The sequence below is a fragment of the Thioalkalivibrio sp. ALE21 genome (assembly GCF_003208255.1).
In the GTDB taxonomy this organism is placed as follows: Bacteria; Pseudomonadota; Gammaproteobacteria; order Ectothiorhodospirales; family Ectothiorhodospiraceae; genus Thioalkalivibrio; species Thioalkalivibrio halophilus.
In genome coordinates this window covers 48,923-71,732 of sequence record NZ_QKMA01000012.1, presented here as the reverse complement: position 1 = coordinate 71,732, position 22,810 = coordinate 48,923, and the positions used below count along the sequence as shown (strand labels likewise).

The 22,810-nt window shown below is 66.6% G+C and carries 18 protein-coding genes; 9 read left to right on the top strand and 9 right to left on the bottom strand.

What is annotated here, in order from left to right; all coding sequences use genetic code 11:
- The first annotated feature begins 104 nt into the window (after positions 1-104).
- Positions 105-2,510, top strand: a complete 2,406-nt coding sequence (locus D893_RS10330) for an EAL domain-containing protein (RefSeq protein WP_246863911.1) — start codon at positions 105-107, stop codon at positions 2,508-2,510.
- 140 nt (positions 2,511-2,650) lie between these two features.
- Positions 2,651-3,100: a host attachment protein gene (locus tag D893_RS10325; RefSeq protein WP_110619738.1), complete on the top strand. Its 450-nt coding sequence runs from the start codon at positions 2,651-2,653 to the stop codon at positions 3,098-3,100.
- Positions 3,101-3,140: 40 nt separating this feature from the next.
- On the opposite strand, the gene D893_RS10320 is transcribed toward D893_RS10325, so the two are convergent.
- On the bottom strand, positions 3,141-4,676 hold the full coding sequence (locus D893_RS10320) for an L-lactate permease (RefSeq protein WP_110619737.1): 1,536 nt from the start codon (positions 4,674-4,676) through the stop codon (positions 3,141-3,143).
- Between the two features lie 187 nt (positions 4,677-4,863).
- Between D893_RS10320 and D893_RS10315 the strand changes: the two genes are divergently transcribed.
- The 3 genes from D893_RS10315 (at position 4,864) to D893_RS10305 (ending at position 6,731) form a co-directional block, all read left to right on the top strand.
- Positions 4,864-5,310, top strand: a complete 447-nt coding sequence (locus D893_RS10315; RefSeq protein ID WP_018870045.1) for a bacteriohemerythrin — start codon at positions 4,864-4,866, stop codon at positions 5,308-5,310.
- 83 nt (positions 5,311-5,393) lie between these two features.
- Complete coding sequence (locus D893_RS10310) at positions 5,394-5,825, top strand: bacteriohemerythrin (RefSeq protein WP_018946432.1); 432 nt, start codon at positions 5,394-5,396, stop codon at positions 5,823-5,825.
- Positions 5,826-5,927: 102 nt separating this feature from the next.
- The gene (locus D893_RS10305) at positions 5,928-6,731 is read left to right on the top strand and encodes a proteasome-type protease (RefSeq protein ID WP_018946433.1); all 804 of its coding nucleotides are present in this window, start codon (positions 5,928-5,930) and stop codon (positions 6,729-6,731) included.
- 15 nt (positions 6,732-6,746) lie between these two features.
- Here D893_RS10305 and D893_RS10300 read toward each other — a convergent pair whose 3' ends face one another.
- The 4 genes from D893_RS10300 to D893_RS10285 form a co-directional block, all read right to left on the bottom strand.
- On the bottom strand, positions 6,747-7,709 hold the full coding sequence (locus D893_RS10300) for an alpha-E domain-containing protein (RefSeq protein ID WP_110619736.1): 963 nt from the start codon (positions 7,707-7,709) through the stop codon (positions 6,747-6,749).
- A gap of 1 nt (position 7,710) precedes the next feature.
- Positions 7,711-9,159, bottom strand: coding sequence for a circularly permuted type 2 ATP-grasp protein (locus tag D893_RS10295; RefSeq protein WP_018946435.1), 1,449 nt, complete (start codon positions 9,157-9,159; stop codon positions 7,711-7,713).
- A gap of 333 nt (positions 9,160-9,492) precedes the next feature.
- On the bottom strand, positions 9,493-11,061 hold the full coding sequence (locus D893_RS10290; RefSeq protein ID WP_110619735.1) for a PAS domain-containing methyl-accepting chemotaxis protein: 1,569 nt from the start codon (positions 11,059-11,061) through the stop codon (positions 9,493-9,495).
- Between the two features lie 99 nt (positions 11,062-11,160).
- The gene (locus D893_RS10285) at positions 11,161-12,528 is read right to left on the bottom strand and encodes an HDOD domain-containing protein (protein WP_110619734.1); all 1,368 of its coding nucleotides are present in this window, start codon (positions 12,526-12,528) and stop codon (positions 11,161-11,163) included.
- A gap of 69 nt (positions 12,529-12,597) precedes the next feature.
- On the opposite strand from D893_RS10285, the gene motA reads away from it, so the two are divergent.
- Positions 12,598-13,449, top strand: a complete 852-nt coding sequence (gene motA, locus D893_RS10280; RefSeq protein WP_018946438.1) for a flagellar motor stator protein MotA — start codon at positions 12,598-12,600, stop codon at positions 13,447-13,449.
- A gap of 19 nt (positions 13,450-13,468) precedes the next feature.
- Positions 13,469-14,368 carry a flagellar motor protein MotB gene (motB, locus tag D893_RS10275; RefSeq protein ID WP_110619733.1) on the top strand — a complete coding sequence of 300 codons (900 nt, stop codon included), beginning with the start codon at positions 13,469-13,471 and terminating at the stop codon, positions 14,366-14,368.
- A gap of 15 nt (positions 14,369-14,383) precedes the next feature.
- On the opposite strand, the gene ilvA is transcribed toward motB, so the two are convergent.
- Complete coding sequence (gene ilvA, locus D893_RS10270; protein ID WP_110619732.1) at positions 14,384-15,901, bottom strand: threonine ammonia-lyase, biosynthetic; 1,518 nt, start codon at positions 15,899-15,901, stop codon at positions 14,384-14,386.
- Between the two features lie 124 nt (positions 15,902-16,025).
- On the opposite strand from ilvA, the gene rpiA reads away from it, so the two are divergent.
- Together rpiA and D893_RS10260 are read left to right on the top strand one after the other, a co-directional pair.
- Complete coding sequence (gene rpiA / locus D893_RS10265; protein WP_018946441.1) at positions 16,026-16,688, top strand: ribose-5-phosphate isomerase RpiA; 663 nt, start codon at positions 16,026-16,028, stop codon at positions 16,686-16,688.
- A gap of 6 nt (positions 16,689-16,694) precedes the next feature.
- Positions 16,695-16,904: a DUF2905 domain-containing protein gene (locus tag D893_RS10260; RefSeq protein WP_018870056.1), complete on the top strand. Its 210-nt coding sequence runs from the start codon at positions 16,695-16,697 to the stop codon at positions 16,902-16,904.
- A 9-nt stretch (positions 16,905-16,913) separates the two neighbouring features.
- Here the strand turns inward: D893_RS10260 and D893_RS10255 are convergent, their stop codons facing one another.
- The 3 genes from D893_RS10255 to D893_RS10245 form a co-directional block, all read right to left on the bottom strand.
- The gene (locus D893_RS10255; protein ID WP_018946442.1) at positions 16,914-17,738 is read right to left on the bottom strand and encodes a rhodanese-like domain-containing protein; all 825 of its coding nucleotides are present in this window, start codon (positions 17,736-17,738) and stop codon (positions 16,914-16,916) included.
- Positions 17,739-17,841: 103 nt separating this feature from the next.
- The gene (locus D893_RS10250) at positions 17,842-21,684 is read right to left on the bottom strand and encodes a DUF3683 domain-containing protein (protein ID WP_018946443.1); all 3,843 of its coding nucleotides are present in this window, start codon (positions 21,682-21,684) and stop codon (positions 17,842-17,844) included.
- 193 nt (positions 21,685-21,877) lie between these two features.
- Positions 21,878-22,795: an MBL fold metallo-hydrolase gene (locus tag D893_RS10245; protein ID WP_110619731.1), complete on the bottom strand. Its 918-nt coding sequence runs from the start codon at positions 22,793-22,795 to the stop codon at positions 21,878-21,880.
- Positions 22,796-22,810: the final 15 nt, after the last annotated feature.

The following is a 22,810-nucleotide window of genomic DNA, read 5'->3' as shown; positions in this document are numbered from 1 at the left end:
TAGCGTATGCGGCGATCAAAGGAGGGGCCGCCAGAGCACAAAAAAGCCACGCGGTCCGTTAAGGAAACGCTGATCCATGTGTGCGTTTCCTGAAGGGGGAAAACATGCAAAAGCATCCGGATTGGCGGGACACCTGGCCGATCTATCTGCGCTATACGGCGCTGGCCGTGGCGATCGTCGCCGTGCTGGCGGTAGTCCAGGTGCGCTTCGTCTACGCGGTCGAAGGCTTCCCGCCGCAGCTGTTCGTCATCCCGTCGGCGGTCGGGCTGCTGTTCGGCATCATGCTCGCGCGCATCCGCGTGCTCGCGTCGCACACCCACGTGCTGCGTGCCTTCGCGGCGGTGACGGCCGGGACCCGCGAGCCGGAAGCGGAGGACGACGCCCGCGCCTTCCACCGTCTGCTGGAGGCCGCAGCCGGCGAGCTGGACAGTGACGAGATCGCGCTGTTCCGGCAAGGCGACACGGGCATCGAGCGTCTGGCCCACTGGGCGCGCGATCCGCAGCGCCCGGCCTGTCTGATCGAGGAGCGGGCCACCGCGCTGTGCACGCGCGGCGTCGAAGAACCGGTTCCCCGGAGCGTCCCCGGACAGGAACTGGAGCTGCCGGCGGCCGGACGGGTGGACCTCGTGCGAGTGCCGATCGATCTCCCGGAGCCCGTGGTCCTGGCCGCCTGTCGCCGCGGCCACCGCACCCGCCGCCCGCCCGACCCGGTGGTCCGCGGCTTCCTCGGGCTGTGTGCCGAATGGCTGGGCATGCGCCTGGAACGCCGGCATCAGCAGGCGATCATCGAAGAGCAGCGTGCCCGCCACGCGCGTGAACAGCGCCGCGCGCAGACCACCCTGGCCTCCATTGGCGACGGCGTGCTGACCGTGGACACCACCGGTCGGATCGACTACGCCAATCCGATGGCCGCCCGACTGCTGCACCAGCCGGTCGAAGAACTGACCGAACAGCCGCTCGAACGGGTGCTGCAGCTGGAAGACGAAAACACTGGCCGCCCCCTGGACCCGCTGCCCCCCGGGGCCGGCCCCCCGGCCAGCGAGCGCGGCGCCGGCGCCGACGAGCAGGTCCTCCGGCGCTCCGACGGGACCCGCCTGCCGGTCCAGCTGACCGTCACCCCGGTGCAGGACACCGACGGCACCGCACGCGGACACGTCATCGTCCTGCGCGACGTGTCCGAAGTCCGCGACGCCCTGCAGCACATGGCCTACTACAGTTCGCACGACGACCTGACCGGCCTGATCAACCGGCGACGTTTCGAGCGGCTGATCGAGGATGCCCTGCACGGCGCCCGCCGCGACGGACGCCCGCATGTGCTGTGCTATCTCGATCTCGACCAGTTCAAGCTGATCAACGACACCCGCGGCCACCAGGCCGGCGACGAGATGCTGCGCCAGATCGCGGGCATGCTGCGCAGCATCATGCGGCCGCAGGACCACCTCGCGCGTCTGGGCGGCGACGAATTCGGCATCCTGATGCAGGACTGCGACATCGAGCAGGGCAGCCAGATGGCCGTGGGCATCGCCAGCGAGATCGCCGGCATGCGCTTCTTCTGGGAAGACAACGTCTTTGCCCTGTCGGCCAGCCTGGGCGTCGTGCCGGTGGACGGCGAATCGGAGTCCACCCAGCAGCTGCTGCGCCACGCCGACACCGCCTGCTACGCGGCCAAGGATTCGGGACGCAATCAGGTCCGCGTCTACACCCCGCAGGATGTCGATCTGGCCGATCGCGCAGGCGAGATGCACTGGGTCAGCCGCATCCCCCAGGCGATCGAACGCGGGGAATTCGAACTCTGGGCTCAGCCGGTGCTCGCACTGGGCGACGGACCACCCGCCTACCAGGAGCTCCTGCTCCGGCTGCGCGACGAACACGGCAACCCGGTTCCCCCGGGGACCTTCATCCCGGCGGCCGAGCGATACGATCTGATGTGCCAGCTGGATCGCTGGGTGGTGGAAACCGCACTGGAATGGATGCAGGACTGCCAGGCCCGCGGTGCCGAACTGCCGGTCATCGGGATCAACATCTCCGGCACCGCCCTCAACAGCGAGGCCTTCCCCGAGTTCCTGCTGGAACGGGTGCGCTCGGCCGGCATTCCCGGCCACCGCCTGTGCTTCGAGATCACCGAAACCGCCGCCGTCGGCAACCTGACCCGCACCGCCCGGTTCATGCAGGAGCTGCGTGGCGAAGGCTGCCTGTTCGCGCTGGACGATTTCGGCAGCGGCCTGTCCTCCTTCGCCTACCTGAAGAACCTGCCGGTGGACTTTCTCAAGGTGGACGGCAGCTTCGTCAAGGACATCGAGCACGACCCCATCGACCTCGCCATGGTACGCGCCATCCATGACATCAGCGGCATCGTCGGCCTGACCACCATCGCCGAACATGTCGAGAACGAACATATCGGCAACCACCTGCGCGCCCTGGGCATCCCCTACGGCCAGGGCTACGGCCTGGCCATGCCCGCCCCTCTGGCCGCCTGTACGCCGACGCAGGCCCCGGCCTCGGTCGAGTGATCCGGATCACACACGCGGCGAACTCACCACCCGAAGGACCGTGCCGGCATCTACACTCCTGAGTGGGGCCGACCCGCGGGCCCGGGATGCGCCCCGGGCCGCCGCTGGCACCCGCCACGTCAATCTACGGGAGGAAATGCATGAACAACGTCTGGATCGTGGTTGCCGATGCCGCCCGCGCGCGCATCCTGAGTTGTGAAGGCCGGGCCTGCAGCAACATGCAGGATGTCGAGGCCCTCAGTCACAGCGAATCCCGGGCCCACAATCAGGACCTGGTCTCCGACCGCCCCGGACGCAGCTGGAGCAGCGCGAGCGGAGATGGCCGCCATGCGATGCAGGACACTACCGATCCCGGAGCCCAGGAGCGCGACCGTTTCGCCCGTCAGCTCGCCGAGCGCCTGCGCGAGGCTCACCACGCGGGCAGTTTTCAGCATCTGGTGATCGTGGCCGCGCCCTCCTTCCTGGGTGCCCTGCGCGAACTCCTGGACCGGCAGGTGGCCCAGACGGTTACCGCGGAGATCGCCAAGAACGTCACCAAGGTCGAGAAGCCCGCCGACCTGCGCAAGCATCTCCCGGACTTCCTGTACTGAACCGGTCCACGCATCCCGCCGCCCCCGTCCCGGGGGCGGCTCACCACACCAGCATCAGCAGCCCGGCGCTGGTACACACCACCAGCACGGGGATGATCGTCTCGCGGATCACCTGCCCCTCGCGGGCTTCCAGCCCCGCCGCCCCGGCGGCCATCGCAATGTTCTGCAGCGAAATCATGTTGCCCACGCCGGCGCCGATCAGCTGCAGGGCCAGGATCGACGGGAGCGCCAGCGCCAGGGCCTCGGCGGTATCCACCTGCAGCCCGGTGAACAGCAGGTTGGAGACCGTGGCACTACCGGTCATGAACGAGCCCAGGGCACCGACGAAGGCACTGAACAGCACGAAGCCCCCGCCCAGCAGTTCTGCCAGCCCCTGCCCCAGGACCTGCGGCATGGACGGCAGCCCGGCACCGTTGTCCGCGGAGATCAGCAGCAGCTGGGTCAGGCTGATGATGAACACCAGAACGATCGCCGCGATGCGTACCCGCTGCCAGGTCGCCACGGCCGCCCCGCCCAGGGTCGCGCGATCCACGCGGAACAGGAACATCGCGGTGATCAGGGCCAGCAGGAAATAGAAATACGGGGTAAACAGCGGCTGCAGGGTCTGATCCGGGCTGACGCCCGGGAGCCCGGCAAACCCGATCTCCACTCCCGCCAGCCATTCGCGCAGGGGGCCCACCGTACGCGACAGGATCAGGGCCACGGCCATCACGAAAAACGGAACCAGGCCACGCAGCACCCCGCGCTTATCCACCGGCTCGGCCGCCTCGCGCCCCCCGCGCACCGGCAGCAGCCAGCCGCGGTGCGCCGCCCAGGCAATCAGGGCCATGGCAGTCACCCCGCCGATGATCGCCGGCAGTTCCGGCCCCACCAGCCAGGCCACCAGGAAATACGGCAGCCCGAAGGCCAGACCGGAGAACACCGCGAACGGGATGAACTCGCGAAAACGGCCCTTCTCCTCGCCGAGGGTCGCGACCCAGGCAATGAACACCGTGATGAACACCCCCAGGGTCCCGTGGATCGCCGCCGTCTGGAACACCGCCTGCCCGATGGTGTCCTCGCTCAGCCCCAGCCCGGAAAAGCCGATCACCACCGGGGTCCCCGCGGCCCCGAACGGCACCGCGGTGGAATTGCCGATCAGGGCGATGGCCACCGCCTTCAACGGGGGCAGGCCGAAATACACCAGCAGCGGCGCGGCCAGCACCGCCGGGGTCCCGAAACCGGCGATCCCCTCGACAAAGCCGACCAGGCCCCAGCCCAGCAGCATCGCCAGGACCCGGCGGTCGTCCGAGACCCGCGCGATCGCGCACTGGATGGTATCGAGATGCCCGGTCCGGATCAGCACGTTCAGCATCAGCAGGGCCACGGTGATGATCAGCATCACCTCCAGAAAAACCACCCCGGCGTTGGCCAGACTGGTCGCCACCACCGTGCCCGGCAGCTGCCAGACGAACAGCCCGATCAGCAGCGTGGCCAGCCACGCGAGCGGCGCGGCCTCGTACGCCGGCCGGCGCAGGAAAACCAGGAGCACGAACAGCAGTGCGAACGGAACCAGCGTTACCCAGAACAGCGTCATGTCCTCTCCCGCGGACGGCCTGCGCAAAGCCCCGAGGGTACACGGATCCGGCGTAGCCGCGCAGACCCGGCCGCCCGACACCCCGAACACCCGATGATTATGAGCCGAATCACTGTCAACGGTGTCCGCATCCCGTATCCTTGCATCACGACATTCTCACTCTCAAATCCGTGGCCCGGAGCAACGAATGGCACACATGGAATGGACCAGCGATCTCGACACCGGGATCGAGGTCATCGACAACCAGCACAAGCGCATCGTTGACTACATCAACGAGCTCCACCACGCGATCGAGAACAGCGATCGCGACGAGGTGGGTGACGTCATCAACCAGTTGATCGACTACACCCAGTCGCACTTCACCTTCGAAGAAGAAATGATGGAGGAGGCCGGCTACCCGTTCCTGCGCGCTCACCAGCGGGTGCACGGCCTGTTCATCCGGCGGGTGGAAACCTTCAAGGAACAGTTCGAGAACGGCGAGGACATCGCCCGCGAACTGCACACCGTCCTCAAGACCTGGCTGGTCAATCACATCAAGCACGACGACGCCGATTACGCCGAGCTCGTGCGCCAGCACACCGGGGCCGACACGGCCCACAACCGGGGACTGTTCAGCAAGCTCTTCGGCCGCTGAACGCCCCGGTTTCTCCCGTGTGGCGGAGGAGGGCCGCCGCGCTGAGGGCACGGGATACCGATAAAACCACAGGAGATGGAGCCATGCCGTACGTTCACTGGTCGGACGATCTGGATACGGGGATCCCGGTCATCGACAACCAGCACAAGCGCATCGTCGAATACATCAACCGCCTGTGCGAAGCCGTCGAGGGCCAGGCGACACGTGAGCAGGTTCACGAAGTGCTCGATCAGGTGGTGGATTACACCCTGACCCACTTCGCCTTCGAGGAGGAGATGCTGGAGATCGTGGAATACCCCGACCTGGAGCAGCATCGTAAGTCGCACGAGGCTTTCAGCCAGCGGATCCGTCAGTATCAGCAGGATTTCGCCGACGGCCACGACGTAGCCAGCGAGCTCGGCGAGACCCTGCGGGACTGGCTGATGAATCACATCCGCAAGGATGACCATGAATACGGGCACATGGTCCGCGACTGGATGCACGCCCACGCACCCAACGGCGTCCTGCAGGACTGAGAAGGCGGGACCGGCGGCCCGGTGGTGCCGGGCCGCCCCGCGTTGACGCACCCGCCGGCGGCGCCTAGTATCCCGGGACTCCGCCCTGCCCGGATGGCCCCGATGACCTACTGTGTCGCCATCGATCTGGACGACGGTCTGGTGTTCGCCTCCGATTCGCGCACCAATGCCGGCGTCGACCAGGTCAGCACCTACTCCAAGATGCACACCTTCGAGATCGAAGGTCAGCGCCTGTTCGTGGTCCTCGCCGCCGGCAACCTCGCCACCACCCAGGCCGTGGTCAATCGCCTGCAGCGGGAAATGGAGGAAGCCGGCCAGGAAGGGGCCGCCGAACCGAACCTCGCGACCGTCGCCCACATGTCGGAGGCGGCGGAATACCTCGGCCGCATCAACCGCGAGGAGCAGGAGAAGCATTCCGAGGCGCTGTCGAAGTCGGGGATGAAGGCGGACGCCACCCTGATCATTGGTGGCCAGATCGCCGGCGAGCCCCCGGCAATCTACCTAGTGTACCCGCAGGGTAACTACATCACCACCTCGCAGCACACCCGCTTTCTGCAGATCGGCGAGAGCAAATACGGCAAGCCGATCCTCGACCGCATCATCGAGGCCGAGACCCCGCTGGGCAACGCGGCGCGCTGCGCGCTGGTCTCCATCGATTCAACGGTGCGCTCCAACCTCACCGTAGGGCCGCCGATCGAGGTCCTGGTGTACGAGCGCGACACCCTGGAGATGGACCACTACCTCTGCCTGGAGGCCGAGGACGAATACCTGCGCTCACTGACCCATGCCTGGGACGAGAACGTCAAGAAGGCCTTCACCGACCTGCCTCGCTTCGACTGGGAACACCGCCACGGACGCAAGGACCGCGGCACCCGAGTGAGTCGCCGGGCGAAGAAGAAGTCCTGAAGCGCCCGGGCCGTCTCAGGCGACATCCGGCGCGGGAGCGTTTTCCGGAAACTGGAACCAGGTCCGCACATTGGCCCCGTGCAGCTCGGCCACGTCCTGCTGCAGCGTCTCCAGAAATTCATGCAGGGTGTCCTCGCCGATCAGCTCGTCGATATCCGCGTTAAGGGCGTGGCGGCGCGCCTGGGTGACCAGACGCAGCGGCATCTCGTTGCGCGGCAGCCGCTCCAGCGCCGTCTGGACCTCGGTCAGGGCGTGCGCCACCGCCCGGGGGAATGCGGTGTCCTGCAGCAGAAAACGCACGACATCCGGCCCGTTGATACGCCGCTTCACGTGCAGCCGGTACATCTGGAACCCGCCCTCCGAACGCAGGATGGAGGTCCACAGCAGCCCCTCGTAGGGCCGGGCCGTCTCGTCGTCTTCACGCTTGAGCAGCCTGAGGGCGCCCACGTCGACCTGACGGGTGGTCATGTCCGCGCGTTCCAGATTGCGTCCCAGACGGATGAAATCGTAGGCCGCATCGTGGCTCATGCTGCCCGCCAACAGGCCAGTAAGCATCTGGCAGCGTTCGATCACCTCGGACAGAAATTCGAAACGGCCGCGCTTGGTGATGCCCTGGTCGATGTGATCACGCGCGAACAGGAACAGCTCGTTCATCACCTCCCAGGCCTCGGAGGGCACCAGGTCGCGCGTGGTACGGACGTTCTCGCGCGCCTTGCGCAGCGACGACAGCACCGCCCCCGGGTTGTCGGCATCCGCCAGCAGGAACTTCACGCAGTTGCGCTCGTCCTCGCGCTGGTAATGCGCCTCGAATTCGGCGTCGTGGCCGGTGACCGACACCAGCCCCCGCCACGACAGCTGCGCCGATTTCGGCATGTCCAGCGCCAGCAGGCTGAAGGCCCGGACCATGCGTGCGGTGTTCTCGGCGCGCTCGACATAGCGCGCCATCCAGTACACCCGTTCTGCCACTCGCGAGAGCATCTCAGTCCTCCTCGTCCACGATCCAGGTGTCCTTGCTGCCGCCGCCCTGCGACGAGTTCACCACCAGCGAACCCTTGCGCATCGCGACCCGCGTGAGACCACCGGCGGTCACGTCGGTGCGCACCCCCTGCAGGATGAAGGGCCGCAGGTCCAGATGGCGAGGCTCGATCGCTTCGCCACACAGCGTGGGCGCCACGGACAGATCCAGCGTGGGCTGGGCGATGTAGTTGCGCGGATCCTTGCGAATCAGCCTGGCGAACTCGGTGCGCTGCTTCTTGGTGGCGTGGGGACCCACCAGCATGCCGTAGCCGCCCGATTCGTTGGCGGGCTTCACCACCAGCTCGTCCAGGTGCTCCAGCACGTACTTGCGATGCTCCTCGTCGGAGCACAACCAGGTCGGCACATTGGGAATGATCGGGTCCTGATCGAGGTAATAACGGATCACCTCGGGGATGAAGGCGTACATCACCTTGTCGTCCGCCACGCCCGCCCCCGGCGCATTCGCCAGGCCGACATTGCCCTTGCGCCAGGCGCGCATCAGGCCGGGGACCCCCAGCAGCGAATCGGGGTTGAAGGCTTCGGGGTCGAGGAAAGCGTCGTCGATGCGGCGGTAGATCACGTCCACCCGTTCGGGGCCGTCGATGGTGCGCATGTACACGCAGTCGTCGTCGCCCACCATCAGGTCGGCGCCTTCCACCAGTTCCGCCCCCATGCGCTGGGCGAGAAAGGAATGCTCGAAGTAGGCGGAGTTGTAAATCCCCGGGGTCAGCACCGCGATCTCCGGGTAGTCCTGCGGGCGCGGCGAGATCGAGGCCAGCATGTCGAACAGCTGCGCCGGGTATTCGTCGACCGGCAGGATCGAACTGTTCTGGAACAGCTCGGGCAGGACCCGCTTGGTGACCTGGCGATTCTCCAGCATGTAGGAAACCCCGGAGGGTACCCGCAGGTTGTCCTCCAGCACGTGAAACTGGCCGTCACCCGCACGCACCAGGTCGCTGCCGCAAATATGCGCCCAGACCCCGTGCGGCGGGTGGATGCCGACGCATTGCTCGCGAAAGTTGCGCGACTGTTCCAGCACGTAGCGCGGGATCACCCCGTCGCGGAAGATGCGCTGTTCGTTGTAGATGTCATCGATCAGCAGATTGAGCGCGGTCATCCGCTGCTCCAGCCCGGCCGCGACCCGCTCCCATTCGCGCCGCGGGATCACCCGGGGAATGATGTCGAACGGCCACGCGCGGTCGATGTTCTCGCCCTCGCTGTACACCGTAAAGCTGATGCCCATCTCGAGGATCGCACTGTCGGCCGCCTGCTTGCGCCCCTGCAGTTCGTCGTCGTCCAGGGTAGCGAGGTATTCCGCCACGGCGCGGGCCGCGGGCCGTGGCTGCCCCGGGCCTTCCATCAATTCATCGAAAAACGGGGCGGAATCGTAATGCTTCCAGTCGATGGGCATCCGGCGGGGCTCCTCTGCTCGGCGGCGTCGCAGCCCACAGCATACGTCCGCCCGCCACCGGGCAGGAACCCCCGCGTGTAGGAGGCCAGCCCCCTGGCCGATCGGGGCCTGACGAGCCACCGGGGCCGAATCGGCCGGAGGGCCGGCCTCCTGCGCGCGGGTGCAACCGTGGGAGGCCAGCCTCCTGGCCGATTTGAGGTCCGGGCAATCCCCGGCGCCGAATCGGCCAGAGGGCTGGCCTCCTACGCGCGGATGCAATCGTGGGAGGCCAGCCTCCTGGCCGATCGGGGCCTGACGAGCCAACGGGGCCGAATCGGCCGGAGGGCCGGCCTCCTACGCGCGGGTGTCGAAACGGTGGATCAGGGATCTCAGCTCGCCGGCCAGGCGTTCCATGTCGGCGCTGGCCTCGCGCGCGTGTTCCGCCACAGTCCCGGTTTCGGCGGCCACGTCGTGGATGGACGTGACGTTGCGGTTGATCTCTTCGGAGACCGAGCTCTGCTCCTCCACCGCCGTGGCGATCTGGGTGTTCATCTCGGTAATGCGCCCCACCGCCTCGCGGATGCGCCCCAGCGACTCGCCGGCCGACTGCGCCTGTTGCACGCCGTGCGCAGCCTGTTCCTGGCTTGCGCGCATCGCACTGACCGCCTCGCGCGAACCGTTCTGCAGGGTCTCGATCATCTGGCGAATGGTCACCGTGGATTCATCGGTGCGCTGCGACAGCCGCCGGACCTCGTCGGCCACCACCGCGAAACCGCGTCCGTGCTCGCCGGCACGCGCCGCCTCGATGGCCGCGTTCAGGGCCAGCAGGTTGGTCTGTTCGGCGATCTCGCGGATCACGCCGAGGATGTTGTCGATCTCCGCAGCGTCGGTCTCCAGCCGGTTGAGCTTCTCTGCGGTGGTCTCGACCTCGCGCGCCATGCGATTGATCGCTTCCACGGTGGCGTTCACCACCTCCTCCCCGGAGCGGGTCTCCTGCTCGGCGTGATGGGCGCTGTCCGCGGCCTGCGACGAGTTCTGCGCCATCTCCTGGATGGTCGAGGTCATCTCGTTCATCGCCGTGGCGACCTGATCGATCTCGCCCTGCTGACGGGATACCCCGCCGGCGGTCTGCTCCACCGCACCCGCCATGGTCCGGGCCCCGTCGCTTACCGCCCCCGACTGCTCCTCGATGCGGTCGAGCACGGTGAACAGCCGCGCCTCGTGGAAGCGCTGGAACAGCTCCAGCGTCGCGGAACCGTCGCGCCGGCCGCAGTAGATGGTCTCCATCGCCGGGTTGTCAAAGATCCGCCGCAGTTCCCGCATGGTACGCTGCAGCGGCTGCATCAGCCCGAGCGTGGCCGCGCCCCCCAGGGCGAACACCAGGGCCAGACCCAGCCCCTGGACCAGCGCTCCCCAGGGCGCCAGCAGCACCCCCAGCGCCAGCCCAAAGCCGAGGCCCCAGACACCCAGCAGCCGGAACAGCAGGCTGTCCCAGAGATGACGGCGGAACTGGCGCCCGCGCTTCATCGCGGCATAGACCTTCTCCGCGCGCTCTACATGCTCGCGCGACGGCACCCGGCGGACGGACTCGTAGCCGACCTTCTGCCCGTTCTCGTAGGCCGGCGTCACGAAGGCGTCCACCCAGTAATGATCGCCGTTCTTCCGGCGATTCTTCACGATACCCATCCACGCACGGTCCGACTGCAGCGTGGCCCACATGTCGGCATAGGCCGCCTCCGGCATGTCGGGATGGCGCACGATGTTGTGAGCCGACCCGTTCAGCTCGTCCCAGTCGAAACCGCTGACACGCACGAAGGCGTCATTGGCGTTGCGGATCCGGCCCTTCAGGTCGGTGGACGAGATCAGGTCCTCGCCCTCGTTGAGGGTGTATTCGGTCCCCGTGACGGGAAGGTTTTCGCGCATACTGCTCGGTCTCCGCGGGCGCGCCGGCCGGCGCGCCCCTTGCTCATCGCGTGAGTGTCGTTTTACGGGATAACGGCCGCCGCCCGGGCGGCTTGAGCTTCAGCGCCGTGCCGCCGCCAGCAGCCGGGCGAAGCCGTCGAAGGTCCGGGGATCCAGCGCCAGCGCCGGCGAGCGCCGGTCGGCGTAGATCATCCCGATGCAGCGCCCGTGCTCCCGCACCGGCGCCAGCAGGCAGTCCACGCCGCCGGTCAGCTCGGCCACGGCCCCGGGCAACGGGGTGTCAGGATGATCGCGCGACCACCAGACCGGATCGGTCTGCTCCAGCACCGCACCCATGGCGCCCAGGTCATGCCGGCCGATGCCAAAATGGCTGAACTCCGGCTCGTGCAGCGTACCCACCAGATCGACAGCCTGCAGCCATTCACCGTCATGGGCCAGCTCCGTGAACACCACGCGGTTGAGCCCCAGGCCGAACTGGCAGGCGCGCAACAGGCGCCGCAGGCGCACGCCCCGGTGCGGCTCGCGCTGCAGTGCGAGCTCGCCGCTGACCGCGATGTCGCCGCGCGGCGCCAGGCCCAGCGGCACCGGCGAGCAGTCATCCCGCCAGACGCGCGCGACCGCCGAGGGATCCAGGTCGTCCATGGCATACAGCCACGCGTCCCGGTTGAAGCCCTCCATCAGTCGGCCAAGCCGATCCGCCGCCGCCTTGTCGGGCTCGCCCAGCAACCCCGCCAGCAGGCGCAGATCGCGGTCCTCGCGCAGGGTGTCCATGCCGTGGAAGATCTGGCCGGCCACTGCGGAGGCCACCATCACTTCCATGGCGCGCGGGTGAGCGGCATTTTCCGCGCGCAGGGTACCGCGCACCAGCTCCGGGAGGTGCATGTGCTCGGCCATCCCGCGCGACAGATCGTCGGTGGCATAGCCCAGGGCCACGTAACTGGCCTCGTCGGGCACCGCCCGCAGCTGCAGCATCGAGCGCAGTCCCGGCAGTTCCGGCGCGTCGGTCATTTCCAGCGCCAGCATGCCGAGGTCGTTCAACAGGGCGGCCAGCCCCAGCTCGCCCGGTTCACTGTCGTGGCGCACCCGTCCCAGTTCCTCCACGATCAGCGCCGCCAGGCGCGCCTGGGCCGCTCGCCGCCGGTACGGCTGCGGGTCCCCCAGAAGGTCTTCCACGCGGGGGGCCCGTTCGATCTCCTGATGCACTGCGCGCAGGCCGAGCATGGCAATGGCGTCCGGAACCGAATGCACCTCCTGCTTCAGCCCCGGGCGCGGCTCGTTGGCCCGCAGGATCAGGCGCAAAGCCAGCCCGGGGTCACGCTCGGCATACTGCCCCACCTCGCGCAGCGAGCGGTTCACCAGTTCGTCGGTGTCGGCGAACACCGCCTCGCTGGAACCCAGCACCGGCCAGTCCGTCTCCGCCAGCCCGCGCGCGCGGGCGGCGTAGGGCGCCGTTTCGTCCATGACCATCGCTGTACCTCGCGTGCGGTTCTCGATTAAGGTATCGCTGCCGACTATAGCAACGCAGGGCCTGCGCGCGTGAAGTTCATCCTCGGTTTTCTCGTCGTACTGGGCGCCGTCTTCGGGGGCTACGTGGCCCACGGCGGCGACATCTTCATCATCTGGCAGCCCTACGAATACATCATCATCGGCGGCGCCGCGCTGGGCGCGTTCCTGATCGCCAACCCGCCACACGTGGTGGTCACGGTCTTCAAGTCGATCCCCAAACTGATGCAGGGGCGCAAGTATGCGCAGGCCGACTACCTCGACCTGCTGGCGCTGATGTACAAGCTGTTCGTCAAGGCCCGCAAGGAGGGCCTGATGGCGGTCGAAGTCGACATCGACGATCCGGAAAACAGCGAGCTCTTCCAGGCCCACCCCCGGGTGCTGAAGAATCACCATGCCGTCGAATTCATCACCGACTACCTCCGGCTGATCATCTCCGGCTCGATGAACCCGCATGAGCTGGACGCCCTGATGGACGTGGATCTGGAGACCCACCACGAAGAGGTGGAGCGCCCCAGCCATGCGGTAAACAAGGTGGCGGACGCCCTGCCCGGCTTCGGCATCGTCGCGGCGATCCTCGGCATCATCAACACCATGGGTGCCATCGGCGGCGACATCGAGACCATCGGCATGAACGTCGCCGCCGCGCTGGTCGGCAGTTTCCTCGGGATCCTGCTGGCCTACGGTTTCGTCGGCCCGACGGCCTCCGCGCTGGAGGCCCGCTCGCACGAGGACACCAAGTACATGCAGTGCATCAAGGCCTGCATCCTCGCCAACGTGCAGGGCTACAGCCCGCAGGTCTCGGTGGAATTCGGCCGCAAGACCATGGAAAGCGACGTGCGCCCGGGCTTCACCGAACTCGAGGAACACGTGAAGGCGGCCTGAGGCCGGCCGGACACCGCTCATGGGCGTCGAGGACAAGACCCAGCCGATCATCGTCAAGAAGAAGGTGGTCCAGGGCGGCCACCACGGGGGCTCGTGGAAGGTCGCCTTCGCCGACTTCGCCCTGGCGATGATGGCCTTCTTCCTGCTGCTGTGGCTGCTGGCCGCGCTGGAGGCGGACGAACGCGCCGCGCTGTCGGAGTATTTCCAGAACCCGTCGGCCTTCGAGGGCGAGGCCATGGCACCGTCGCAGGCCATCGGTGACGGCATCGGCGCCGATCCCTCGATCATCGACTTCGAGGGCCTGCCCGACCGTCTCGATGCGCCCCCGGAGCCCGTACCGGACGATGCCGATGACGAGACCCTGCTGGAACGCGACCGGGAGCGCCTGGAATCGCTGCAGGAAGCGCTGGAAGAAGCCATCGACCGCAGTCAGGCCCTGGAGCCGTTCAAGGACCAGCTGCTGATGGACATCACACCGGAAGGCCTGCGTATCCAGATCATCGACGCCGAGAATCGTCCGATGTTCGCCACCGCCAGCGCGCGGCCGCTGGACCATGCCAGCGGCATCCTGCGCGAGCTCGCGGGGCTGATCAACGAGGTCCCCAACCGGATCTCGATCACCGGCCACACCGATGCCCGCCCGCTGCAGCGCGAGGACTACACCAACTGGGAGCTGTCCACCGACCGCGCCAACGCCGCGCGGCGCGAGCTGATCGCCGGCGGCACCGAACCGGAACAGATCGCGCGCGTGGTGGGGCTGTCCGACACCGTCCCCTTCGACCGGAACAACCCCGAAGCCGCGGTGAACCGGCGCATCACCCTGATCGTACTCAACCAGGAGGCGGAGGAAGCGATGCGCGAGGGAATCGAGACCGAGGGCACCCCGCCGGCGGATGCACTGGACGCCCCGGAAGACTGACCCCGCACGGCACCATCAGCGCAGGAACAGCGAATAGGCCGGGTTGCCGGTCTCCTCGTGCCAGGGATAGCCGACCTCTTCGAGGAATTCGCGGAACCGCTTGCGGTCTTCCTTCGGGATCTGCATCCCTACCAGCACCCGGCCATGGGCCGACCCGTGGTTGCGATAGTGGAACAGCGAGATGTTCCAGGTCTCGCCCATGTGGTTGAGGAAGTTCAGCAGAGCGCCCGGGCGTTCCGGAAACTCGAAGCGGTAGAGCCGCTCGTTGCGCACCTCGCCACCGTGGCCGCCCACCATGTGCCGCAGATGCAGCTTGGCGACCTCGTTCTCGGTCATGTCGAGGACCTCGTAGCCTCGCTCGCGCAGGTTCGCGAGGATCTCCGCGCGCTCGGCATCCCCGCCTTCCAGCTTGATCCCGGCGAAGACATGTGCGGTGCTGTCGTCGGCGTAGCGGTAGTTGAATTCGGTAATGCCCCGCTTGCCCACCGCTTCGCAGAACTCGCGAAAGCTGCCGGGCCGTTCGGGGATGGTCACCGCGAACAGCGCCTCGCGGTGTTCGCCGATCTCGGCGCGCTCGGCCACGTGGCGCAGGCGGTCGAAGTTGATGTTGGCCCCGCTGAGAACCGCGGCCAGGTGCGCCCCGCGCAGCCCCTCGCGCTGGGCATACTGCTTCATCCCGGCGACCGCCAGCGCCCCGGCCGGTTCGGCCACCACGCGGGTGTCGTCGAAGATGTCCTTGATCGCCGCGCAGATGGAATCGGTGTCCACAAGCAGCACCTCGTCCACCAGCTCGCGGGTCAGGCGGAAGGTCTCCTTGCCCACCTGACGCACCGCCGCGCCGTCGGCGAAAATGCCCACCTGTTTCAGGCTGACCCGCCGGTTCTGCTGCAGCGCCTTGTACATCGACGGTGCATCATCCGGCTCCACGCCGATCACCCGGATCTCCGGGCGCAGGCGCTTGATGTAGGCCGCCATGCCCGAGACCAGGCCACCCCCGCCGATGCACACGAACACCGCATCGAGAGGCCCGGGATGCTGACGCAGCAGCTCCATGGCCACCGTGCCCTGGCCGGCGATCACGTCCGGATCGTCGAACGGGTGGATGAAGGTGTAGCCGTGCTCCGCCTCCAGCTCGCGGGCATGCGCTGCGGCCTCGTCGAAGGAATCGCCGAACAGCACCGCCTCGCCGCCGAAGCGGCGTACCGCATCGACCTTGATCTGCGGCGTGGTGACCGGCATCACGATAACCGCGCGGATACCGCGGTGGGTCGCCCCCAGCGCCACGCCCTGGGCGTGGTTGCCCGCCGAGGCCGCGATCACGCCCTTCGAACGCTGCTCCTCCGAAAGCTGCGCGATCTTGTTGTAGGCGCCGCGCAGCTTGAACGAGAACACCGGCTGCAGGTCCTCGCGCTTGAGGCGGATATCACAGCCCAGCCGGTTCGACAGCGTGGGCATGACGTCCAGCGGCGTCTCCCGCGCAACGTCGTACACGCTGGAGGTGAGGATCTTCTCCAGATAGGGATAGTCTTTCATGACTTCGCACGATAGCACGCGCACCGCATACCTTGTGAGCTCTTCGCGCTGCGCGGCGCTTGTCCCGTCAACGTCGGGATGGTTATGCTCGACAGGTTATATCAAGAACATGCGAGACGAAGCGATGACTCAGGACGAAATGAAGAAGGCGGTGGCCGAAGCGGCCCTGTCGAAGATCGAGGACGGCTGGGTGGTCGGTGTCGGCACCGGATCGACCGCCAACTATTTCATTGATGCCCTGGCGGGCATGAAGAACCGCATCGACGGGGCCGTCGCCTCCAGCGAGGCGAGCGCGGAGCGCCTGCGCAAACATGGCATCGAGGTCCTGGACCTGAATTCGGCCGGCCCGCTGCCGATCTACGTCGACGGCGCCGACGAGGCCACCACCCACCTGCACCTGACCAAGGGCGGTGGCGGCGCGCTGACCCGCGAGAAGATCGTGGCCGCGGCCTCCGAGACCTTTGTCTGCGTGGTCGACGACACCAAGATCGCGAACTATCTGGGCAACTTCCCGCTGCCGGTGGAGGTCATCCCGATGGCCCGCAGCCACGTGGCGCGCGCGCTGTCGAACCTGGGCGGCAATCCGGAACTGCGCGAAGGCTTCGTCACCGACAACGGGAACGTCATCCTCGACGTCCACAACCTGCGCATCATGAACCCGGTGGAGCTGGAATCGGAGATCGATCACATCGCCGGGGTGGTGACCAACGGGCTGTTCGCGCGGCGCCCGGCCGACGTGATGCTGATCGGCAGCGAGAAGGGCGTGCGCGAACTGCACCACCACTGAGGCACGATGAACGAGACCGGCAAGTGGCTGATCATCATCGGCGGCGCGATCGTCCTGATCGGGCTGCTGTGGCCCTGGCTGGGAAAGATCCCCTGGGGGCGGCTCCCGGGGGACATCGTGATCGAACGCGGTGACAGCCGCTTCTACTTCCCGCTGACGACCATGATCATCGTCAGCATCGTGCTGTCACTGATCCTGAGCTTCTTCCGCCGCTGATCCCCGCTCTCAGCCCATCACCTCGTCGTAGAACGCCTCCATTCCGCCCTCGAGGAAGTAATAACGCTCGTCCTCGATGCCCAGCTCGCGCAGGCGATACTGCAGCCAGCGCACCTGCTGTCCGTGCTGGTCGAAGATCAGCAGGGTGTCGCCGTCCGCGGCGGCCGCCCGCAGGGCGTCGTCCAGGGCCGCCGGCTCATTCACCGGCATGACCCGCTCGCGTCCGCCGAACAGGGCGATGTCGTCCTCGTCCCCGGCACCACTGATGTCGAGCAGCAGGCTGTCGTCTTCCTGGGCCCGGCGTGCGAACGTCTCTCCATCCAGCAACCGCGCCGCGAACGACGCGTCGGGGATCAGATCGTCGTCCTCGACCGCTTCGCCGAACAGGCGGGAGAAGCGCGGATAGCTCCGCGCCCAGTCGTTCATGCCGGCATCATACGCCAGCACGGCATCAAGCCCGGCATCACTGGCCCGCGCCGCGGCACGGTACGCCCGATGGCTGTCGCGCCCGTTGCAGTAGAACACCAGCGGGCTGCCCTCGCGGGCTTCCAGGTCGCGGACACGCTCGTCGAAATCGGGGGCGTGCAGATTCACGTGATGGGCGTCGCGCATCCGCATCACGTCGAATTCCGCGCGCGGGCGCACGTCCACCAGGGTCGAGCCGCTGAACTGACCACGCAGGTCGAACAGTTCGATGGCCTCCACCCCGAAGCGTTCGTAAAGATGACGCCCCGGAAACTCCGCCAGCTGGGCCGAGACGATGACAGGGGTGGCCAGCAGGCCGGCGGCAAGGGCGAACACACCCGAACGAACAGCGAAATGACGAAAGCTCATGCGATCTCCGTTGACGTCAGCAGGGGGCCGCGGGATACGGCCTTCCCTGCGACGCCCTGTGAACTCCGTTTATTCCACTGCGCAGTGTACGGGAAACCGTCGTTCAGAGCAGGACCTTCTCGATGCCTCCTTCACGCGCCCGGTCGATGAAGCCCTTCTGCCAGTCCTCGCCCAGCAGCCGGTTGGCCATCTCCACCACGATGTAATCGGTGTCCAGGCCGGTATCCTCGCGGTAGCGCGACAGCCCCTGCTGGCAGGCCGGGCAGGAGGTCAGCATCTTCACGTTGCCGTTTTCCGCCTTCTCCTCGCCGGTCAGCTGCTTGATGCCCTTGTGCAGCTCCTCCTGCTTGCGGAAGCGCACCTGGGTCGCAATGTCCGGGCGGCTGACCGCGAAGGTCCCGGCCTCGCCGCAGCAGCGGTCGGACTCCAGCACCGGCTGGCCCAGCAGGTTGCCGGCCACCTCGGTCGGCTTGTGCGACTTCATCGGCGAGTGGCAGGGGTCGTGGTACATGTACTGAACCCCCTGGAGGCCTTCCAGTTTGATGCCCTTCTCCATCAGGTACTCGTGGATATCCAGCAGCCGGCAGCCCGGGAAGATCCGCTCGAATTCGTATTTGAGCAGCTGATCCATGCAGGTCCCGCAGGAAACCACCACGGTCTTGATATCGAGGTAGTTGAGCGTGGTCGCGATGCGATGGAACAGCACGCGGTTTTCGGTGCTGATCTGCGAGCCCTTCTCGAAATCGCCACCGGCGTTCTGCGGATAGCCGCAGCACAGGTAGCCCGGCGGCAGCACGGTCTGCGCCCCCGCATCGTAGAGCATGGCCAGGGTGGCCAGGCCGACCTGGCTGAACAGGCGTTCGGAGCCACAGCCGGGGAAGTAGAACACCGCATCGGAGTCCATATCGGTCTTCACCGGATCGCGCAGGATCGGCACGTAGCGCGAGTCCTCCAGCCCCAGCATCTGGCGCGTGGTCTGGCTCGGCAGCCCCGCCGGCATGGGCTTCTTCACGAAATGCACGACCTGCTCGTGCACCGGCGGCTTGCCGGTGGTCGAACGCGGGGTCTTGCCCTCGCCGGTCAGGCCGAGCTTCTTGAACGACCAGTGGCCCAGGCGCTGGGCCGCGTACCCCATCTGGATCGCGCCCTTGCGAATACCCTTGATGGTGGCGGGATCCTTGGTGTTCAGGAAGGCCATGGACATCATGGTCGCCGGCGATGCCTTGCGCTTGCCCTTCTTGTTCAGGATCGAGCGCATGTGCATGGTCACGTCGCCGAAGTCGATATCGACCGGGCACGGGTTCAGGCACTTGTGGCAGATCGTGCAGTGATCGGCCACGTCGTTCATTTCCTCGAAGTGGTTGAGGGACAGCCCGCGCCGAGTCTGCTCTTCGTAGAGGAAGGCCTCGACGATCAGCCCGGTCGCCAGGATCTTGTTGCGCGGCGAGTACAGCAGGTTGGCCCGCGGGACGTGCGTGTTGCACACCGGCTTGCACTTGCCGCAGCGCAGGCAGTCCTTGATCTCGTCGTTGAGATCCCCCAGCTCGCTCTGCTCCAGGATCAATGCCTCCTGCTTTACCAGGCGCAGCGACGGCGTGTAGGCATTGTTCAGGCCGGAGCCTTCCATCAGTTTGCCGGCGTTGAACACTCCTTCGGGGTCGATCTGCTTCTTGTACTTCGCGAAGGACGTGATCGACTCCGGGTCCAGGTACTGCATCTTGGTCAGCCCGATGCCGTGCTCACCGGAGATCACCCCGTCCAGCTCGCGCGCCAGGCGCATCACCTCGTCCACCAGGCGCTCGGCCTGATGCATCATCGGGTAGTCGTTGGAATTGACCGGGATGTTGGTGTGCACGTTGCCGTCGCCCGCATGCATGTGCAGGGCGATGAACAGACGACTCGTCAGTACCCGGTCATGGATGGCGGTCAGGCGCTTGCGCACCGACTCCATCTGGTGGCCGTTGAAGATGTCGAACAGCGGCCGTTCGACCTCCGCGCGGTAGGAGATGCGCAGGCTGCGGCGCAGCAGCAGGTGGATCAGCTTGTCATGCGGACGCATGTCCGCACGCGCGGCGTCATCCAGCAGCTCGTCGCATTCGGAGGCCAGGGTGTGGAAGTTGTCGGCGATGCGCGACCAGCGATCGCGCACGGATTCCAGCACCTCGACCGCCCGCTGGCGCTTGGACTCGAACCACTGCTGGCCCTCGCCCTCGGCGTCTTCCAGCAGCTCGCGCAGTTCGGGATGATCGCCGCGCATGCACTCCAGCATCTCGTCGATCATCGCCAGCTTGTTCTTCAGCGATTCGCGGACGTTGAGGGTCTCCACCCCCTCGGTGTATTCCGCCAGCCGCTCCAGCGGGATCACCACGTCCTCGTTGATCTTGAACGCGTTGGTGTGATGGGCGATAGCCGCGGTGCGGGCACGATCCGCCCAGAAGCGCTTGCGTGCCTCGGGGCTCACGGCGATGAAGCCCTCGCCGTTGCGGGCGTTGGCCGCACGCACCATCTGCCCGGCCAGCCGGCCCAGCGCGTCCTCGTTGTCGGAGACGATGTCGGCCACCAGGACCATCTTCGGCAGGTCGCCGCGCGCCCCCTTGGGGGTGTACTTCACCGCGCGCACGTAGCGTTCGTCGAGGTGCTCGAGCCCGGCCAGCAGGACCTCGTCCTCGGCATCCACCGCGTCCTTGATCTCGACGATCGCCGGGACCGCCTCGTGCAGGTCGGTGCCATAGAACTCCAGGCACACAGTGCGGATGTTGTCCGGCATGCGGTGGAGGATGAACTCCGCCGAGGTGATCAGGCCGTCGCAGCCTTCCTTCTGGATGCCCGGCACCCCCATCAGGGTCTTGTCGGTCACGTCCTTGCCGAGCCCCGTCTTGCGGAACTGCGCCCCGGGCATCTCGAGGATCTCGGGCTCGCCCTTCTGGGTCTTCCCGTCGGCCTCGTAGCGAGTCACGCGGAACTGCACCGTCTGCGCATCGTGGATCTTGCCGAGGTTGTGATCGAGGCGCTCGATGTACATCCAGTCGGCCTCGGGGGTGACCATGGTCCAGGCCGCAAGGTTATCCAGCGCGGTGCCCCACAGCACCGCCTTCTTGCCGCCGGCATTCATGGCCACGTTGCCGCCGATAGTGGATGCGTCCTGCGAGGTCGGATCCACCGCGAATACCAGGCCGTTATTGTCGGCCAACTCGGAAACGCGCTTGGTGACCACGCCCGCCTCGACATGCACCACCGGCACTTCCTTGTCCACACCCGGCAGCGTGCGCCGCTGCACGTCGCTAATGTTTTCCAGCTTCTCGGTGTTGATGACCGCCGAGCGCTTGGACAGCGGAACCGCACTGCCGGTATAGCCGGTACCGCCACCGCGCGGGATCACGGTCAGACCCAGCTCGATACAGGCCGCGACCAGCGGGCCCATTTCCTCTTCGGAATCCGGCGTCAGCACCACGAACGGCAGCTCCACGCGCCAGTCGGTCGCGTCGGTCACGTGCGAGACCCGCGCCAGGCCGCCGAACTGGATGTTGTCCTTGTGCGTGAGCCCGTTCATGCGCTTGCGAACCTTGTCGCGCAGCGCCAGCGTCTTGTCGAACTCCTCCGCGAACGCGGTCAGCGCCGCCTGGGCGCGCCGGGCCAGGGTCAGGGCCTTCTCGTTGCCCTCGGCACGCGCCTCGATCTGGTCGAGACGATGCTGCATCGCATCGATCAGGGAACGGCGACGCTTGCGGTCCCCCAGCAGATCATCCTGGATGTACGGGTTGCGCGTGACCACCCACATATCCCCCAGGACCTCGAACAGCATGCGCGCGGACACGCCGGTACGGCGTTCGCCACGCAGCTCGTTGAGCAGCTCCCAGGTATCGGACCCGAGGAAGCGGATAACGATTTCGCGGTCGGAGAAGGAAGTGTAGTTGTACGGTATTTCGCGCACGCGTTCGGCGGTCATTGAGGCGGGGCCTCCCGATCAGAGTGAAGCGCAAGGTTAACGGCCAGCCGGACCGAAAGCACGATCTCGCACTCGCGGTCCATTCTTTTGGCACCAAAGTAGTTGCGCAATATTAAGGAAACCCTGATCGACGTGCACGTCCGACCGGGCCCGGAACAGCCCGGGCCCGGTCGGCTGCGGAGATAATGCGGCGTCAGAACAGTTTGGATTCCATCTCCAGAAACACCGCATTGGCGTTGGAGCGGTTGGTCTGGTCGAACGCCGGCAGGTCTTCGTATTCGGACCAGTCCATGGCAGCGTAGGCCTCCTCGAAGGACATCATGTCCTCGACCGATTCCGCCATGTGCTCACGCAGCTTCACCAGGTAGTCCCGGGTGAAACGCACCGCGCGCCGGGCATTGGCGGTCGCGTCGCCATGCCCCGGGATCAGAAAGTTCGGCTCCATCGCCTCGACCTGCTCGAGGCGGTTCACCCAGTTGCCGGAATCCAGGGCATCATCGCCGAGGAAGGGGATGCGGCCATCAAACACGATATCGCCGGCAAACACCACGCCGTCTTCCTCGACCACCATGATGACGTCATCCGGTGAATGCGCCGGACCGGCATGCAGCAGGCGGAAGGTCTTGCCGCCCAGCTCGATGGTGTACTCCTCGTCGAACAGCTCGTCCGGCGGGATCACCTGGGTGTCTTCGTCCACCCACGGATAGAGCACGCCCCGGCGCTGTTCCAGCCGGTTTTCGGCCGCGGGCCCGCGCAGATAATCCTCGGCGCGCCGCTGCCCGATGATGCGTGCTTGCGTGTGATCGGCGAATGCCTGCAGACCGTAGATATGGTCCGCATGGTAATGACCGGCGATCACGTAGCGGATGGGTTGATCCGTAACCTCCCGGATCCGCCGGATCATCTCGAACCCCAGGGCCGGGGTCCCCAGGGCGTCGTAGACCACTACGCCTTCGTCGGTCACCACGAAACCGGCGTTGGAAGTGTGGCCCTCGTTGTCGGGGCCCGGGATGCCCGACAGACCGATCATGTACCAGGCATTGGTCCCTTCCACCTGGCGGGCGCGGGTATCGACAGTGACCTCGGGATACGGATTCTCGGGTACGGACATGGCTTCTCCTTGCTC